The sequence below is a fragment of the Roseobacter cerffii genome, assembly GCF_054226325.1.
Window position 1 is genome coordinate 863,468 of sequence record NZ_CM135757.1, and the last position, 16,344, is coordinate 879,811.

19 protein-coding genes are annotated in these 16,344 nt (G+C 64.5%); 14 read left to right on the forward strand and 5 right to left on the reverse strand.

Translation table 11 applies throughout. The annotated features are described in order from the left end of the window. Nucleotides 1-2: 2 nt before the first annotated feature. Nucleotides 3-1,292, forward strand: coding sequence for an aspartate aminotransferase family protein (locus tag ACVC7O_RS04290; protein ID WP_458324850.1), 1,290 nt, complete (start codon nt 3-5; stop codon nt 1,290-1,292). Here the strand turns inward: ACVC7O_RS04290 and ACVC7O_RS04295 are convergent. Continuing rightward, entirely contained in the window at nt 1,289-2,191 is a 903-nt protein-coding gene (locus ACVC7O_RS04295; RefSeq protein ID WP_458324851.1) for a LysR family transcriptional regulator, read from the reverse strand. The two genes, ACVC7O_RS04290 and ACVC7O_RS04295, sit on opposite strands and share 4 nt — an antisense overlap. An 82-nt stretch (nt 2,192-2,273) precedes the next feature. Here ACVC7O_RS04295 and ACVC7O_RS04300 point away from each other — a divergent pair, with 82 nt between their 5' ends. Then, a complete protein-coding gene (locus ACVC7O_RS04300) occupies nt 2,274-2,507 on the forward strand; it encodes a hypothetical protein (RefSeq protein ID WP_458324852.1) in 234 nt (77 codons plus the stop codon). A 65-nt stretch (nt 2,508-2,572) separates the two neighbouring features. On the opposite strand, the gene ACVC7O_RS04305 is transcribed toward ACVC7O_RS04300, so the two are convergent. Next, nucleotides 2,573-3,550: a DMT family transporter gene (locus tag ACVC7O_RS04305; RefSeq protein WP_458324853.1), complete on the reverse strand. Its 978-nt coding sequence runs from the start codon at nt 3,548-3,550 to the stop codon at nt 2,573-2,575. A gap of 125 nt (nt 3,551-3,675) precedes the next feature. Here ACVC7O_RS04305 and ACVC7O_RS04310 point away from each other — a divergent pair, with 125 nt between their 5' ends. The 12 genes from ACVC7O_RS04310 to ACVC7O_RS04365 all read left to right on the forward strand — a co-directional run bounded on the left by ACVC7O_RS04310 (nt 3,676) and on the right by ACVC7O_RS04365 (nt 13,084). Next, a complete protein-coding gene (locus ACVC7O_RS04310) occupies nt 3,676-4,179 on the forward strand; it encodes a CoxG family protein (RefSeq protein ID WP_458324854.1) in 504 nt (167 codons plus the stop codon). A gap of 236 nt (nt 4,180-4,415) precedes the next feature. Then, complete coding sequence (locus tag ACVC7O_RS04315) at nt 4,416-5,354, forward strand: ABC transporter ATP-binding protein (RefSeq protein WP_458324855.1); 939 nt, start codon at nt 4,416-4,418, stop codon at nt 5,352-5,354. Further along, a complete protein-coding gene (locus ACVC7O_RS04320) occupies nt 5,351-6,112 on the forward strand; it encodes an ABC transporter permease (RefSeq protein ID WP_458324856.1) in 762 nt (253 codons plus the stop codon). Before ACVC7O_RS04315 ends, ACVC7O_RS04320 begins: the two co-directional genes overlap by 4 nt. A gap of 68 nt (nt 6,113-6,180) precedes the next feature. Continuing rightward, the gene (locus tag ACVC7O_RS04325) at nt 6,181-6,978 is read left to right on the forward strand and encodes a S49 family peptidase (RefSeq protein WP_458324857.1); all 798 of its coding nucleotides are present in this window, start codon (nt 6,181-6,183) and stop codon (nt 6,976-6,978) included. 5 nt (nt 6,979-6,983) lie between these two features. Further along, on the forward strand, nt 6,984-7,154 hold the full coding sequence (locus tag ACVC7O_RS04330) for a hypothetical protein (RefSeq protein ID WP_458324858.1): 171 nt from the start codon (nt 6,984-6,986) through the stop codon (nt 7,152-7,154). Next, entirely contained in the window at nt 7,151-8,101 is a 951-nt protein-coding gene (locus ACVC7O_RS04335; RefSeq protein ID WP_458324859.1) for a calcium/sodium antiporter, read from the forward strand. The genes ACVC7O_RS04330 and ACVC7O_RS04335 overlap by 4 nt, the downstream gene beginning before the upstream one ends. 21 nt (nt 8,102-8,122) lie before the next feature. After that, complete coding sequence (locus ACVC7O_RS04340; protein ID WP_458324860.1) at nt 8,123-8,902, forward strand: SDR family oxidoreductase; 780 nt, start codon at nt 8,123-8,125, stop codon at nt 8,900-8,902. Nucleotides 8,903-9,191: 289 nt separating this feature from the next. After that, entirely contained in the window at nt 9,192-11,069 is a 1,878-nt protein-coding gene (gene uvrC / locus ACVC7O_RS04345) for an excinuclease ABC subunit UvrC (RefSeq protein ID WP_458326037.1), read from the forward strand. Nucleotides 11,070-11,194: 125 nt separating this feature from the next. Continuing rightward, a complete protein-coding gene (pgsA, locus tag ACVC7O_RS04350; RefSeq protein WP_458324861.1) occupies nt 11,195-11,869 on the forward strand; it encodes a CDP-diacylglycerol--glycerol-3-phosphate 3-phosphatidyltransferase in 675 nt (224 codons plus the stop codon). Beyond that, nucleotides 11,866-12,111, forward strand: a complete 246-nt coding sequence (moaD, locus tag ACVC7O_RS04355) for a molybdopterin converting factor subunit 1 (RefSeq protein ID WP_458324862.1) — start codon at nt 11,866-11,868, stop codon at nt 12,109-12,111. The genes pgsA and moaD overlap by 4 nt, the downstream gene beginning before the upstream one ends. Beyond that, the gene (locus tag ACVC7O_RS04360) at nt 12,111-12,554 is read left to right on the forward strand and encodes a molybdenum cofactor biosynthesis protein MoaE (protein WP_458324863.1); all 444 of its coding nucleotides are present in this window, start codon (nt 12,111-12,113) and stop codon (nt 12,552-12,554) included. Before moaD ends, ACVC7O_RS04360 begins: the two co-directional genes overlap by 1 nt. 83 nt (nt 12,555-12,637) lie before the next feature. Beyond that, entirely contained in the window at nt 12,638-13,084 is a 447-nt protein-coding gene (locus tag ACVC7O_RS04365; RefSeq protein ID WP_458324864.1) for a universal stress protein, read from the forward strand. 2 nt (nt 13,085-13,086) lie between these two features. On the opposite strand, the gene ACVC7O_RS04370 is transcribed toward ACVC7O_RS04365, so the two are convergent. Genes ACVC7O_RS04370 through ubiA form a run of 3 tightly spaced genes read right to left on the reverse strand, consistent with a single transcriptional unit; the run spans nt 13,087 to nt 16,326 of the window. Next, on the reverse strand, nt 13,087-13,413 hold the full coding sequence (locus tag ACVC7O_RS04370) for a hypothetical protein (protein ID WP_458324865.1): 327 nt from the start codon (nt 13,411-13,413) through the stop codon (nt 13,087-13,089). Further along, a complete protein-coding gene (locus tag ACVC7O_RS04375; protein ID WP_458324866.1) occupies nt 13,406-15,304 on the reverse strand; it encodes an OmpA family protein in 1,899 nt (632 codons plus the stop codon). The genes ACVC7O_RS04370 and ACVC7O_RS04375 overlap by 8 nt, the downstream gene beginning before the upstream one ends. Nucleotides 15,305-15,363: 59 nt before the next feature. Next, a complete protein-coding gene (ubiA, locus tag ACVC7O_RS04380; protein ID WP_458324867.1) occupies nt 15,364-16,326 on the reverse strand; it encodes a 4-hydroxybenzoate octaprenyltransferase in 963 nt (320 codons plus the stop codon). Between the last annotated feature and the right edge of the window lie 18 nt (nt 16,327-16,344).

Consider the following 16,344-nt stretch of genomic DNA (forward strand, 5'->3'; position numbering starts at 1 on the left):
CCATGCAGATCGTGACCTCTCAAACAGACTGGATCGCCCGGGCGCAGGCGGTGCTGCCCGCGGGCGGGTTTGGCAATTTCGACCCTGGAATCGTGATCGCGCGGGGCGAAGGCAGCCGCGTCTGGGACGAAGACGGGCGCGCTTATATCGACTATCTGATCGGCTCGGGCCCGATGCTTCTGGGGCATGGCCACCCGGAGGTGATGGAGGCGGTGCTGGAACAGCTGCCCAAGGGCATGACGTTTTTTGCCAACAACGCCAAGGGGATCGAGCTCGCCGAAGCGATTGTCGAAGCGGTGCCTTGCTGCGAGCAGGTGCGCTTTGTCGCCTCGGGCGGCGAGGCCGATATGTACGCGATCCGTCTGGCGCGCGCCTATACGGGCCGCGACAAGATCCTGAAATTCGAGGGCGGGTATCACGGCATGAGCGCCGAGGCGCAGATGAGCCTGGCCCCCGCGACGCACGTCAACTTCCCGCAAGCCGTGCCTGACAGCGCGGGCATTCCGCAGGGCGTTGCCGATCAGATGCTGATCGCGCCCTTCAACGATCTGGCCGCCGTTGACGCCCTGTTGCAGGAGCACGGCGATATCGCCGCGATCATCGCAGAGCCGTTGCAGCGGATCATTCCCGCCGCGCCCGGCTATCTGCAGGGGCTGCGCGATCTCTGCGATGCTCATGGTGTGTTGCTGATCTTCGACGAGATCGTGACCGGGTTCAGGCTGGCCTATGGCGGCGCGCAGGAGCGTTATGGGGTGACGCCGGACATCTGCACGCTGGGCAAGATCATCGGCGGTGGCTTCCCGCTCGCGGCGCTTGGGGCCAGCACCGAGATCATGCGGCATTTCGACAAGGCGGTGGTCGGTGCGGAGAAATGGCTGATGCAGCTTGGCACCCTCTCGGGCAATCCGGTGGCCGCCGCGGCGGGGCTCAAGACGATGGAGATCCTGCGCCGGGAGGGCAGCTATGATCAGCTGCGCGGCATCGGGCGCCGCCTGCAGGAGATGCAGCGCGCGGCGCTGTCAGAGGCGGGCATTCCGCATCAGATCTGCGGGGACGCGACCCTGTTCGATGTCGTTTTCACAGCCTCGGCCTGCCGCGATTATCGGACGGCGACGCATGACGATCCGGCGCGGAATGCGACGTATAATGCGAGCCTGCGGCGCCATGGCATCTTCAAGTCACCCGGCAAGCTTTACCCCTCGCTGGCGATTACGGAGGCCGATCTCGAGCAGACCGACGCCGCGGTGCGAGCGGCGGTGCGCGCGCTTCAGGTGGCGGGGACCGACGCTTAGGCGTTGACTGACTCCTTGACCCGGCCCCGGAACCACATGTGCCGCGGTGATTGAGTTTCGCGCCGGTGCCAGACCATGTCGTAGGTGACCCGCGGCAGGGACAGCGGCGGGACGGAATAGGCAAACCCCTCGAAGGCGGTGGTCTTGAGCTGGGACGGCAGGGTGGCGACATAGGGCGTGCCGCGCATCAGGGTGGCCAGCGCGTAGGAGTTCGCCGCCGAGAGCTTGATCGTCCGGGCGAGGCCGAGGCTGTCGAGCGCGCGGTCGACGATGCTCATCTGGTTCTTGCCGAAATCCAGCGTGGCGTGCCCCGCCTTGCTGTAGTCTTCCGGGGTCATCGGGGCGGGCAGCTGGTCGCGGTCGAAAAAACACGAGAGCGGGTCCTCGTAGAGCCTTTCAACGCTGAGCTCCAGCGGGTAGCGGCCCACGCCGGCGGTGATCGCCACATCCGCCTTGCCGCTGGCCAGATAGTCGAGCGCGTTCGAGGCGCCGCCAAGTTCGATGAACCGGAGCCGCACCGATTTCGCCTCGGCGCGGATGTTCTTCTTGGCCACGGCGAGGGTGGGCAGCAGCTCGGTCACATTGGTGGCGATGGTGAAATGCCCGAAGTCGCGCGCGGGTTCGTATTGCCCGGCAAGGGCCAGCGCCTCCATCTCGGCGATGATGTTGGCAATCTTGGGTGCGAGGGCCGCGGCGGCGGGCGACGAGACGATGCTGCGCCCCTGTTTGACGAAGAGCGGATCGCCAATGCAGTCGCGCAACCGGTTCAGACTGTGGCTGACGGCGGACTGGCTGGTGCCGAGATGGCGCGCCGCCTCGGAGACGGATTGCATCTCGTGCACGGCCATGAAGATTTTCAGAAGGTGCCCGTCGAGCGCCAACGTATTAATTTCTTTCATAGGTTCTTGCGCCTTCCCGCATTGATTGGCCCGAACGGCACCGTATTGTCCCATAAAAGAGTTACCAAGATAAGGATTTCGCATGTGCGACACGCGCAAAACGCCCTTTGCCGATAGCGGTCTCGCATTCGAGGTGGTCGAGGGTGGATTGTCTCTCACACCCCCGGAAACGCTGGCAGGGGACGGCATCGACTGGGTGCCTGGCGTTCTGGAAGACCTGGGCAAAGCGGTAGAAGGTGCGGGGTTCGGGGAGGCCGCACGGGAGATCTACGTGACCCGGTTACGGGTTACCGCTTTGCTGTCCATTGGTATGTAAGCGCTGTCATCAAGGGCGCGCGGTGTGATCTGGGCTGGCAGGGTTTCCGCCATGGTGATCCGACGTTAGCGCCGCATGACGGCAGTGCGCGCGACGATGCGGGCCTTCTGGCGTTCGCGCAGGAAGACGAAGAGACCGGAGCCGAGGATCAGCGCGATGCCCGCCCAGACTTCCCAGACGGGCAGGTCGGAGAAGATCAGCCAGCCCCAGAACACGGCGAGGGGCAGGCCAACGTATTCGAAAGGGGCGATGGTTGCAGCATCGGCCATGCGGTAGGCCTGGCTAAGGCAGTAGCCGATGATGGCGGCGTTGAGGCCGAGACCGATCATCACCCACCAATCCTCTGGGCTGGGCCAGACCCAGGGGCGGAAGAGGAACTGGATCGAAGGATTTTCGACGCCTTCCGCAAAGCGGCCATTGCCTGCGACCACGTAGAAGCCCAGCGAGACCACGATGAAGGTGGCCTGGATGTAGACGGCAAGGGCGGAGGCCTTGCTCTCGACGCCGAGCTTGCGGGTCATGAGTTGGTTCAGCGCATAGGTCAGCGCCGAGAGCACGGGTAGCAGCAGCACGAGGCGGGAGGCGTCGAGGCTCTCGGCATCGGCCCAGGGGCGCTGCATGATCACGACGCCCGCAAAGCCCACGGTCACGGCGGTCATGCGCATGACGCCGACCTTTTCGCCGAGGATCGGGATGCTGAGCACGGTGATGAAGAGGGGGGCCGCGAAGAAGAGCGCGGTGGCATCGGCCAGCGGGATCGCGGCGAGGGCCACGAAATAGCTCATGTTGGCCACGACGATCAGCAGGCCGCGGATGGTGTGCAGCACGGGGCGCCGTGTTTTCAGGATGTGCCAGCCGCCTTCCATCTGCACGATCATCAGAGAGAAGAGGATGCCGATGGCCGAGCGCAGAAACACGATCTCGTGCAGCGGGTATCCGCCCGAGAGTTGTTTGATCAGCATGTCGTTGATCGAGATCGCCACCATGCCGGCGATGACGAAGGCGATGCCGAGACCGGCGCGATTCTGCGGGAGGGCGGTCATGCGATCAGACCTATCAGGCACCGGGGCGCTGTCGAGCCCGGAAGCGACATCGGGTGAAATCGGATTGGCGCCGGGCGCGCGGCCACGGTAAGACGGGGGGGAGCAGCCATCGGAGGAGCACGCCCATGCAGATGTCAGACAGCCGTCAGATCGCCGCCAGCCCCGCGGAGGTCTATGCCGCCTTGCTGGACCCCGAGGTGCTGAAGGCCTGTGTGCCCGGCGCGCAGGAGGTCACCGGCTCGCCGCAGGAGGGGTTCGAGGCGACGGTGATGCAGAAGGTCGGGCCGGTGAAGGCGACCTTCAAGGGGGCGGTGACCCTGTCGGAGATGGTGGAGAACGAGGCGCTGACCATCTCGGGCGAGGGCAAGGGCGGGGCTGCGGGCTTTGCCAAGGGCGGCGCCGAGGTGCGCATGGCCGCCAAGGACGGCGGCACCGAGCTCAGCTATGACGTGGAGGCCAAGGTGGGCGGCAAGCTCGCGCAGCTGGGCAGCCGGATCATCGATGGTTTTGCCAAGAAGATGGCGGATCAGTTCTTTTCCAATCTGCAACAGGTGCTGGAAGGCCCACCCGAGGATGCGCCGGAAGCGGAGAAAAAGAGCTGGTTGAAGCGCGTGACCGGCAAGGGGTGAGCTTCGATCGGGCCCGTCGGATTTGAGTATTTCTGGAAGGGTGAAGCAGTGGGCTGCAGAGCATGCCGGGCGGCGCCTGAGAGCTGTCGGCGGGATGTGAGTTTTTGGGGCGGGTGACGAGCGGGGCGCTTTGCGGCGTGGCGCACAGAGGGTCCGGGTGTCTGTGCGGAGGTGCGCTGGTCTCCGGGCAGGCCGCGGCCTAGGGTGCCCCGCAATTGGCGGAGAGGAGTTCAGGCATGGCGGCCATTCTCGAGATCAGCGATCTGCGCAAGTCTTACGCGGACGGGTTTGAGGCGCTGAAAGGTGTGGATCTGCAGATCGAGCAAGGGGAGATCCTGGCGCTGCTCGGGCCCAATGGCGCGGGCAAGACGACGCTGATCTCGACGGTCTGCGGGATCACGCAGGCCAGCTCGGGGCAGGTGGCCGTGGGCGGGCATGACATCATCACCGACTTCCGGGCGGCGCGCGCGATGATCGGACTGGTGCCGCAGGAGATCAACCTGGAGCCCTTCGAGAAGGTGATCAACACGGTGCGGTTCTCGCGCGGGCTTTTTGGCAAGGCGCGGGATGACGCGGCGATCGAGCGGATTTTGCGGCAGCTGTCGCTGTGGGACAAGAAGGACAACCAGATCCGCGAGCTGTCGGGCGGCATGAAGCGGCGGGTGCTGATCGCGAAAGCCCTGAGCCATGAGCCGCGTCTGCTGTTTCTGGATGAGCCCACTGCCGGGGTCGATGTGGAGCTGCGCAAGGACATGTGGGAGATCGTCGAGGGATTGAAGGCGGATGGGGTCACCATCGTGCTGACGACGCATTACATCGAGGAGGCCGAGGCGATTGCCGACCGGGTGGGGGTGATCGCCAAAGGAGAGCTCTTGCTGGTGGAAGAGAAGGCGAGCCTGATGGCGCGCATGGGGCAGAAGCAGCTGGATGTGCAGCTGTCGGAGCCGTTGGACGCGGTGCCGGAGGCGCTGGCGAGGTACAACCTGACGCTCTGTGATGGGGGCTGCACGCTGACCTATGCCTATGACACGCGGGCCGAGCGGACGGGTATCACCAAGCTGTTGCGTGATGTTTCGGAGGCGGGGCTGGTGCTGCGGGATGTGGTCACGCGGCAGAGCAGCCTGGAGGACATCTTCGTGGGGCTGGTGCATGAGGAAGCGGAGGAGGCGTCATGAACTGGACGGCGATCAAGGCGATCTATCTCTTTGAGATGGCGCGGTTTTTCCGGACGTTGGCGCAGAGTTTCCTGTCGCCGGTGCTGTCCACATCCTTGTATTTCGTCGTCTTCGGCGCGGCCATCGGCAGCCGCATTCAAGAGATCGAAGGCGTGAGCTATGGTGCTTTTATCGTGCCGGGGCTGATCATGCTGTCTGTGATCACCCAAGCGATTTCCAACGCGTCGTTCGGCATCTATTTCCCGAAGTTCATCGGCACGATCTATGAACTTTTGTCAGCGCCGATCAACTTTCTCGAGATCGTGGCGGGCTATGTGGGCGCGGCGGCGACCAAGGCGCTGTTCATCGGGGTCATCATCCTGATCACGGCATTTTTCTTCGTTGATGTGACGATCCAGCACCCGCTGGCGATGGTGGCATTCCTGCTGCTCACCTGCCTGAGTTTTGCACTCTTGGGCTTCATCATCGGCATCTGGGCGGGCAGTTTCGAGCAGTTGCAACTGGTGCCGCTGCTCATCGTGACACCGCTGGTCTTTCTGGGGGGCTCGTTCTATTCGATCTCGATGCTGCCCCCCGTTTGGCAGACGATTTCCTACTTTAACCCGGTGGTCTATCTGATCTCGGGCTTCCGCTGGGCGTTCTTCGGATCGGCGGATGTGCCGATTGCCATCTCGCTGCTGGCCATCGCGGGCTTCACCGCGGCCTGCCTGCTGGTGATCGGCTGGATCTTCAAAACCGGCTGGCGCATTCGGCAATAAAGCCGCATCATAAATCCTTCTTGCCTCCCTCCTTGTTTGCGGGGGGTCGCCATTCTACATGGGGTCACATGAAACGCTGGATCCCCTTCATGAAATCCGACCCGACGGTCGCTGTCATCCGCCTCTCGGGGATGATTGCCGCCTCCGGACGGGCCACGCTGAATGACGCAAGTCTTGCCCCTGTCATCGAAAAAGCCTTCACCCGCGGCAAGCCCGCGGCGGTGGCGCTGGAGGTGAACTCGCCCGGCGGCAGTGCCGTGCAGAGCTCGCTGATCGGGGCGCGCATCCGGCGGTTGGCGGAGGAGAAAGAGATCCCCGTGATCGCCTTTGTCGAGGATGTGGCCGCTTCGGGTGGCTATTGGCTGGCCGCAGCGGCGGATGAGATTTATGCCGATGAGAGCTCGGTCGTGGGCTCGATTGGCGTCATCTCGGCCTCCTTTGGCGCGCATGAGTTTCTGGTCAAGCAGGGGATCGAGCGGCGCGTCTATACGGCCGGCAAGTCGAAATCTATGCTCGACCCCTTCCGCCCGGAAAACCCCGAGGATGTGGCCCGGCTGAAGGACATCCTCGAAGACATCCACACCAACTTTAAGGCCCATGTGAGCGCGCGCCGCGAGGGCAAGCTGCCCGAGGATCGCGACCTTTTCACCGGAGAGATCTGGCTGGCGCGCAAGGCGACCGAGTTGGGGCTGATCGACGGTGTCGGGCATTTGAAACCGATGATGCAGGAGCGTTTTGGAGAGAAGGTGAAGTTCCGCCGCTACGGGGTGCGCAAGCCCTTCCTGGCCCGGTTTGGCGCGCAGCTTGTGGGCGACGCCCTGCACGGGCTGGAAGAGCGCAGCGCCTACGCGCAGTTCGGACTGTAACCTTTATGATCTTCAAGATTGTCACCCTGTTCCTGATCGTCATGGGCGTCCTGGCGATGTTCGGCAAGATGCATTGGCTCGGGGGCAAGCGGTTGGCAAACACCAAGTGCCGGTCCTGCGGGCGCTACCGGATCGGGCGTGGCCCGTGCTCCTGTGGCAAGGATGATCGCGCATGATCATGCCGTGGATTCTCTGCGGCTTTGGACTGGTTCTTCTGCTTCTGGCGGGGGATGCGCTGGTCAAGGGGGCGGTGAACATGTCGCTACGCCTCGGGGTGCCGGCCCTGATCGTGAGCCTCACGATCGTGGCCTTCGGGACCTCGGCGCCGGAGCTGCTGATCTCGGTGCAGGCGATCCTCGACAAGGCGCCGGGGCTGGCCCTGGGCAATGTCGTGGGCTCGAATACTGCGAATATCCTGCTGGTGCTGGGGGTGCCCGCGCTTCTGGCCACGATGCACACGGCGGAGTGCAACACGCGCAAGACTTATAACATCATGATCGCGGCGAGCCTGCTGTTCATCGCGCTGGCGTTCCGCGGGGTCTTTGACTGGATTGCGGGCACGGTGCTGCTGGCGGGCCTTGCACTGATGCTGGCGGATGCGTTCCGCGATGCGCATCAGCACCGTCAGGCCTGCAAGGGCGAGCCCGAGGACGAACCCGAGGGCGCGGACCCGGACCTGCCGTGGTGGCGGATCATCATGTTCCTGCTGCTGGGGCTCGCGGGGCTGCCGCTGGGCGCGAACCTTCTGGTCGAGAACGCGACGGTCATCGCCAAAACCTATGGGGTGTCGGATACGGTGATTGGCCTCACGCTGGTGGCCATCGGAACCTCCCTGCCGGAGCTGGCCACTACGGTGATGGCGGCGCTGCGGCGGCAGGCGGATGTGGCCCTCGGCAACGTGATCGGCTCGAACATGTTCAACCTGCTCGCCATCATCGGCATCGCGAGCTTCGTGGGGCCGATCCCGGTGGATCGCGAATTCCTCACCTTCGATCTCTGGGTGATGCTCGGCGCCTCTGTTCTTTTACTGCCCTTCGTCTATCTGTCCTGGAACATCACACGGATCTGGGGCGTGATCCTGAGCGGGCTCTACGTGGCCTACCTGGTGATCGTTCTGGCCTGACGGGCAACGAAGGGGGAATTCATGCCAACAGCTCTGGTGACAGGCGCCGGGCACCGAATCGGGCGCGCCATGGCGCTCTATCTGGCCGGGCGCGGGTTTGACGTGGCGGTGCATTATGCGGCCTCGCAAGCGGGGGCGGCACAGACGGTTGCGGGCGTTGAGGCGGCAGGCACACGCGCCGTAGCGCTGCAGGCGGACCTGTTGGAGGATGCGGCGACGGAGGCGCTCTTTGATCAGGCGGTCGAGGCGCTGGGTGGGCCGGTGACCTGCCTGGTGAACAACGCCTCGATCTTCGAGTATGACACGGTTGAGACGGCCACGCGCGCCAGCTGGGACCGGCATATGCAGAGCAACCTGCGCGCGCCGTTTCTCCTGACCCAGAAGATGGCTGCACAAGGGCTTGCCGCGGAAATGGATGCGGCGGGCGAGCCGCAGGCGGCGGGGCTGATCGTGAACATGATCGACCAGAGGGTGCGCAAGCTGACGCCGGAGTTCATGACCTATACGCTGGCCAAGATGGGCCTTTGGGCGCTGACGCAGACCGCGGCGCAAGCGCTGGCGCCTGCGATCCGGGTGAATGCCATCGGGCCCGGCCCGACGCTGCAGGGTGGGCGGCAATCGGCGGAGCATTTCGCGAAACAGCGCGCGGCAACGGTGCTGGAGCGCGGCTCGAACCCCGCGGACATGACCGCGGCCCTGGGCTATTTCCTCGATGCGCCCGCGGTGACCGGGCAACTCTTGTGCGTCGACGGTGGCCAGCATCTGGCGTGGCAGACACCCGACGTTCTGGGCGTGGAATAAGCGCAGCTTCAGAAGAGTTTTGCACCGGATTAATGAGTGTTACAAATCCGTTACTAAAATGTCTTTGTTTTCAAAAACTTGCGCTGTGTGTAAGAAAATATCATTTGAAAACAGGGGTTTAATTGTGTGCCTAAAAATTAGGCAAATCCTTGAAATCCCCCAACTGAAAAGGAAAATTCTGGATGGCCGGAAGTTATCGTCAGAGTTATCCACATGATTGGTGGAAAGGTTCTCCCTTGCAGTCGCTTCAACTCCGGTGCAGCCGCAGCTAAGAATCATACCTATGGTTATGTCCGATCCGCCCGATACCACCCCCAAGGATGTGATCCCCGGTCACGAGGTGATCCAGGGGTACCTGAAAACGCTGGACACCTCGCCCGGCGTCTACCGGATGCTGGATGCGGAGAGCCGTGTGCTTTACGTCGGAAAAGCGCGCAACTTGAGGGCGCGGGTGAGCAACTATGCGCGTCCCGCTGGTCACAGCCCGCGGATCGCGCGGATGATCTCGATGACCGCGTCGATGATGTTCCTGACGACGCGGACCGAGACCGAGGCGCTGCTGCTCGAGCAGAACCTGATCAAGCAGCTGAAGCCCAAGTTCAACGTGCTGCTGCGCGACGACAAGAGCTTTCCGAATATCCTGGTGACCGCGGATCATGATTTTCCGCAGATCAAGAAACATCGCGGCGCGAAGAAAGAGAAGGGGGCCTATTACGGGCCCTTTGCCAGCGCGGGGGCGGTGAACCGGACGCTGAACCAGTTGCAGCGGGTGTTCCTGCTGCGCGACTGTTCGAATTCCATGTTCGACAGCCGCACGCGCCCTTGTCTGCAGTATCAGATCAAGCGCTGCTCGGCGCCGTGTGTGGGCAAGATCAGTGCGGAAGAGTATTGCCGGTCGGTCAAAGATGCGGAGACGTTCTTGACCGGCAAGACCACGGATATTCAGGCACGGCTGGCCGCCGAGATGGGCGCGGCCTCGGAAGCGATGGAGTTCGAGCGGGCGGCGGCGTTGCGCGACCGGATCAAGGCACTGACGCAGGTGCAGACGGCGCAGGGCATCAACCCGCAGAGCGTGGCGGAGGCGGATATCATCGCGCTGCATATGGACAGCGGGCAGGCTTGTGTGCAGGTCTTCTTCATCCGCGCCAACCAGAACTGGGGCAACAAGGATTACTATCCGCGGGTGGGCCCGGATGTGGATGCGGCGGAGGTGCTGGAGGCCTTTGTCGGGCAGTTCTACGACACGCGCGAGCCGCCGCGTCAGTTGATCCTCAGCAATGAGATCGAGAACCCGGACCTGATGGCAGAGGCCTTGACCAGCAAGCTGGGGCGCAAGGTGGAACTGCTGGTGCCGCAGCGCGGTGAGAAGGCGGAGTTGATTGACAGCGCCTTGCGCAACGCGCGCGAGAGTCTGGCGCGGAAGATGGCGGAGACGGCGACGCAGGCGAAGCTCATGCGCGGCGTGGCGGAAGCCTTTGACCTGAAGGCGCCGCCGGAGCGGATCGAGGTCTATGACAACAGCCACATCCAAGGCGCCTTTGCGGTGGGGGCGATGATCGTGGCGGGGCCCGAGGGGTTTCTGAAGAACCAGTACCGTAAGTTCAACATTCGCGGCGATGAGCTGACGCCCGGCGATGACTTCGGGATGATGAAAGAGGTGCTAACGCGGCGGTTCAAGCGGTTGATCAAGGAGGACCCGGAGCGCACCGAGGGGCATTGGCCGGATCTGCTGCTCATCGATGGCGGCGCGGGGCAGGTGAGTGCGGTGCGCGAGATCATGGACGAGTATGGCGTGGGGGACATCCCGATGGTGGGTGTCGCCAAGGGGATCGACCGGGATGCGGGCAAGGAGGAGTTTTACCGGACCGGCAAGCAGCCCTTCGCGCTGCGCCACAATGATCCGGTGCTCTACTACATTCAGCGGATGCGGGACGAGGCGCATCGCTTTGCGATAGGGACGCACCGGGCCAAGCGGGCGAAATCGGTCGGCGCCACGCCCTTGGATGACGTGCCGGGCGTGGGCGCGGCGCGCAAGCGGGCGCTGCTGGCGCATTTCGGCTCGGCCAAGGCGGTGGCGCGGGCGAACCTGAGTGATCTGAAGGCGGTTGACGGTGTGTCGGGCGCGCTCGCAGAAAAAATCTATGATTTCTTTCACGAGCGCGGCTGATCCGAAGGCCGCGCTGGCGCGCGACATCATTTATGGATTGGGCGCGGGCGGGGATGCGCGCACCCGGAAGGGCGAGCGGTCGGTTGTCGCTTTCGCCCGGTTTGGCCGCGTTGTAGGGTGAGGTCATGACGCTGACCCTGCCGAATATTCTGACCATTGTCAGGCTGGTGGCCGCGCCCATGGTGGCGGTGATGTTTCTCTATTTCACGCGGCCTTACGCGGATTGGTTTGCGCTGGTGCTGTTTGTGTCGGCGGCGATCACCGACTGGTTTGACGGCTATCTGGCGCGGGCGTGGAAGCAGGAGACCAAGCTGGGCGCGATGCTCGACCCGATTGCCGACAAGGCGATGGTGGTGATTGCGCTGATGGTCATCGTCGGGTTCTCGGACGTCTACTGGACGCCCTGGCTGGTGTTGCCGTCGACCGTGATCCTGTTTCGGGAGGTCTTCGTCTCGGGGCTGCGCGAGTTCCTGGGGGACACCGCGGGCACGCTGAAGGTGACGCCGCTGGCGAAGTGGAAGACCACGGCCCAGATGGTGGCGATTGCGGTGCTGTTCTCGCGCGGGATTTTCGAGCATCATCTGGTGATGAACAGCTATGGCATGGACCCTGAACTGATCGCGCAGGTGATGAGCGGCGAGGTCGAGGATGTGAATGGCCTGCGCTTCTACTATCATGCGATGGTGTGGTCGGGGCGCGTGGGGCTTTGGATGCTGTGGATTGCGGCGGCGATGACGTTGGTGTCGGGTTATGATTACTTCCGCAAGTCCACGCCTTACTTGAAGGATGAGAGCGCATGAATGTGTTGTATTTTGCCTGGGTGCGCGAGCGGATCGGGTTGCCGCGCGAAGAGGTGGAGAGTTCGGCCGAGACCGTGTCGGAGCTGGTTGATGAGCTGGTGGCGCGGGAGGATCGCTATGCGGCGGCCTTTGCCGACCGCTCGGCGCTGCGCGTGGCGATTGATCAGGAATTGAGTGATTTCGATGCGCCGCTCGAGGGCGCGCGAGAGGTCGCCTTTTTCCCGCCGATGACGGGCGGCTGATGCGCGTATCGGTGCAGGAGGCGCCCTTCGATCTGGGCGCGGAGACGGCGCGGTTCGCGGCGGGGCACCAAACGATGGGCGCCGTGGTGACCTTCACCGGCGTGGTGCGCGACAGCGATGCGGGCGGGCTACAGGTCATGGAGATCGAGCATTATCCGGGCATGACCGAACGGGCGCTGCGCGAGATCGCCGAGGAGGCGCAACGGCGGTGGTCTCTGGGCGATGTGCTGGTGATCCACCGCCATGGCAGCCTGACACCGGGCGAGATGATCATGATGGTGGCCACGGCGGCGCGACACCGCAAGGATGCCTTCGAGGCGGCGGAGTTCCTGATGGACTATCTGAAGTCGCGCGCACCCTTCTGGAAGCGCGAAGTGACCGACGAGGGCGCCGATTGGGTCGCTGCAAAAGCCGAGGATGAGGACGCGCTGACCCGCTGGTGAGCGGTTTGACGTGCATCAAGGCGGGGTGTGATCACAGTCTGTAGTCTCCTTTCGAACCTGAAAAACGAGAGGAGATACGAGCGATGTTCAAGAAAATCACGGTAGGATTTGACGGGTCGGAACCGTCGGAGAACGCGCTGCGGATGGCCTGCGATCTGGCGGGCAAATACGGATCGGAGGTGCATATCTCGCACACGCCGAAGGCCGAGACGGTGGCCTTCGCGATGGGCGCGGTGGCAGGCTATCACGTGGCCACAACCATGCCGACGGCGGAAGAGGTGGCCGAGGCCGCGCAGAAGGTGCTGGCCCAGGCGCGCGGCATCGCGACCAATGCGGGCGTCACGGAGCCGATTGCCCATGTGGGTGACGGCGATCCGGCCCATGCGTTGCTGGAATACGCGCGCGAGATCGGGTCTGACCTGATCGTGACCGGTCGGCGAGGCCTGGGGAACCTCTCGGGGCTGGTGCTCGGCAGCACGTCGCAGCAGGTGGCGCACACCGCCCGCTGCGCGCATCTGACGGTGACCTGACCTCAGGCGATGGGTGCGCGATTGACCTGTGCACGGAGCTCTTCGGCTTCCTGCCGGGCGTCGCGCAGCCCATCCATCGCCGCGCGCAGCTCCGCCTCGGTCTGGGCGAGCTGGTTGGTCAGCTCCGCCTCGCGCTGCTGCAGGTAGGTGATCGCCTGATCACGGGTCTCTTCGGCTTCGTGCAGCTCCTGGCTCATGCGGTCGAGTTGTGCCACGTCATCGGCGGCCACGCGGCTGAAGCGATGCACGATCCAGTTGGCGAACCACCCCAGGCAGAACGCCACGAACAAGATGATCGCTGTGGCAATGACAAACTCTGTCCTACTCATCCCCAGACCCTTCCGCACCTTCACCACCCTCTGTATCGCCGGATTCTGTGGCGCTTTCCAGTGTTGTTTCACCTTCCGGTTGAAATGCCGTGGGGGTTATCAGACGAAATTCGATGCGGCGGTTGGCCTCGCGGCCCGCTTCGGTGCCATTGTCGGCGATGGGCAGCGCTTCGCCATAGCCCTTGGCGACCAGCGAGCCGGTGAGCACCCGGCGCGCGCGCAACTCGTTCAGAACTGACTCTGCGCGGGCTTGGCTCAGGGCGAGGTTCATCTCCTCGCGGCCCTGGCTGTCGGTGTGGCCCTGCACCTCAAGGCGCAGGTCGCCACAGTCGCGCAGCACCTCGGCGATCATGTCCATGGTGCTGAGCGTGCTTTCGTCGATGGTGGCGCTGCCCGGCTCGAAGACGATCTTGGAGGCGGCGACGATCTCGCCGATGTCGGCCTCGCATTCCTGCGGCGTGGGCAGGGCGGCGATGGGGTCCAGCGCTTCGACATAGACCACGTCGATCTCGAAGGTGCTGTCCTGCCCGAGCTTGTCCGCCATGAACTGCGCCACGGCGGCGCGGGCATTCACGTTGCCGGTCTTGCCGGTGAGCGCGATTGTATCCGCTGTCACGGTCACAGCACCGTTGGCGAGATAGGCCAGCGCCTGGAGGCCGGTGAGCACGCGCGCCGACCAATCGGCAGGCAGATCCTCGACAACGCGGGCTGCGGTATAGACATTGTCCGAGCCGAATTTCGCGCGCGCGAAGCTGTCGGCCACCTCGCGCATGGTCTGGTCCGAGAGACGCCCCCGCAGTTGCACCTGGCCTTCGGGGCTGAGCGTGGCCAAGAATTGCGCCGGTCCGGCGGAGGGCTCAGGCGCCTCTGGCAACACCGGGGTGAGCGCGAAGACCTCGGGCAGGCCGGTTTCCAGCTCGCCCGTGACCCGGTCGAAGAGCCCCGGGTCGGTGCCTTCGGCGGCCACCAGTGTGACATCTGCGTTGGAGAAGGTGACGCTGCCGCCGCCCAGCTCGGCGAGTGCCGCGATGCCGGTCTCCACCGCTTGGGCCCAGTTGGGCGAGGGTACCCCCATGCCGATGGTGCAACGCGCCGCACCGTCGAGCCCGGCGGCCCGGGCGGCGGCGAGGATACGGGCCTCAGTGTCTTCCGTATCGGCGGAGCAGGCGTCGAACCGTGCGCCCTCGTCATTGAGAACAAAGCGCAGGGTGAAGGGGGTGATCACGGGGCGCGGCGCGGTGATGTTGAGCGTGAGCTGCAGCGCGGGCGGTGCTGCGCGGGTGAGCTCTTTTTCCAACGCGGCCTTGGCCTCGGCGCTGTCGGTGATGGCGGTCACCTCGACCCGACCTGCGGTGACCGAGACCTTGGCGCGGGGCAGGTCGTCGATGGCGGTGATGGCGAAGGCCAGCGCGTCTTCCCAACCGGTGGGCGCGGGGTAGTTCGCGGTCTCCAACAGGTCGGTCACCGGCAGATCGCTCATCGCGGTGAAGCCCGCGACCATCTCGTCCCGATCCGTGCTTTCGGGGATCAGCCCGATGATCGACACGCCGGAGGTGTTGCGCAGCACTTCCGCCGAAAAGCGTGGCGGGGCGATGGCCGCGGCAGCCTGCACCTGCATCTGGTCGATGATCCGCGCGGCATCGACGACCGAGCCCGCGACGCTGAGCGCGCGGAAGCGCAGCGCCTCGTTCGGGGCGGTGCCCGCCAGCAGCACGCGCAGCCCGTCAGCCTCGACCTCGGCCCAGGTGAGCGCGTTGGCGTCGAGCGCATCGCGCACGCCGATCTCGGAGGAATCCTCGACCACTTGCACCGATGAATTCGCGGCGACCAGCGCCACCGCGGCGGCGGCGACAAAGGCGGCGATGGTCATGGTTGTGGTGGGGCGCGGCATGGAATCCGGTGATCAGTTGCGAGTGCCCACGTGATACTCCCCCGCGCGAGGGGGTTCAATCACACCAGCAGGGCTGCGCCAAAAAAGAGCAGCGGGATCGCGCCGGTATCGCGGTTGGCGCGAAAGAGCTGGAGCAGTTTCGCGTTATCCTCGATATCGAGGCCGCGCAGCTGCCAGGCCATGTGCCAGCCCATGGCCCAGGGCCCGGCGAGCGCCAGTACCATGGCGAGCACCGAGGCCTGCGGCAGCGCGGCGCCGATCACCGCGAGCCCCATGAGCCCGACGGTGGCCATGAGGAAGCGGCGCAGCCAGGCGCCGGTTTTTTCGCCAAAGAGGCGCGCGGTGGACTTGATGCCAATGAGCGCGTCATCCTCGGTGTCCTGATGCGCATAGATCGTGTCGTAGAAGAGCGTCCAGGCGATGCCCGCGAGGTAGAGCAGCACGGCGGGCGCGTGCAGCGTGCCCGAATGCGCGGCCCAGGCGAGCAGCGCGCCCCAGTTGAAGGCGAGGCCGAGAAAGACCTGCGGCCACCAGGTGAACCTCTTAGCAAAAGGGTAGACGGCGACGGGCAGCAGGGCGAGGACGCCGAGCGCGATGGCGGCCACGTCGAAGGTCAGAAGGATGCAGAAGGCCAGGAGCGATTGCGCGCACATCCAGATCACCGCGCCGCGCACGGTGACCTGACCGGCGGGGATGGGGCGGGAGCGCGTGCGCTCGACCGCGCCGTCGAAATCCCGGTCGGTGATGTCATTCCAGGTGCAGCCCGCACCGCGCATGAGCCAGGCGCCCATCGCACAGCCCACCGCGATCCAGAGGTCGTGCAGGGAGGCGCTCTGGTCGTGCAGCATCGCCAGCGCCAGCCCCCACCAGCAGGGCAGGAGCAGGAGCCAGGTGCCGATGGGTCGATCCGCCCGGCTGAGCCGCAGGTAGGGGCGTGTCGGCATGGGGGCGTAGCGGTCGACCCAGTTGCCGGTGACCGCATCGGCGACCGAGCCATCTGGTGCAGGCGTCGGGCTTTGCATATGTATCTCCCCATGGAT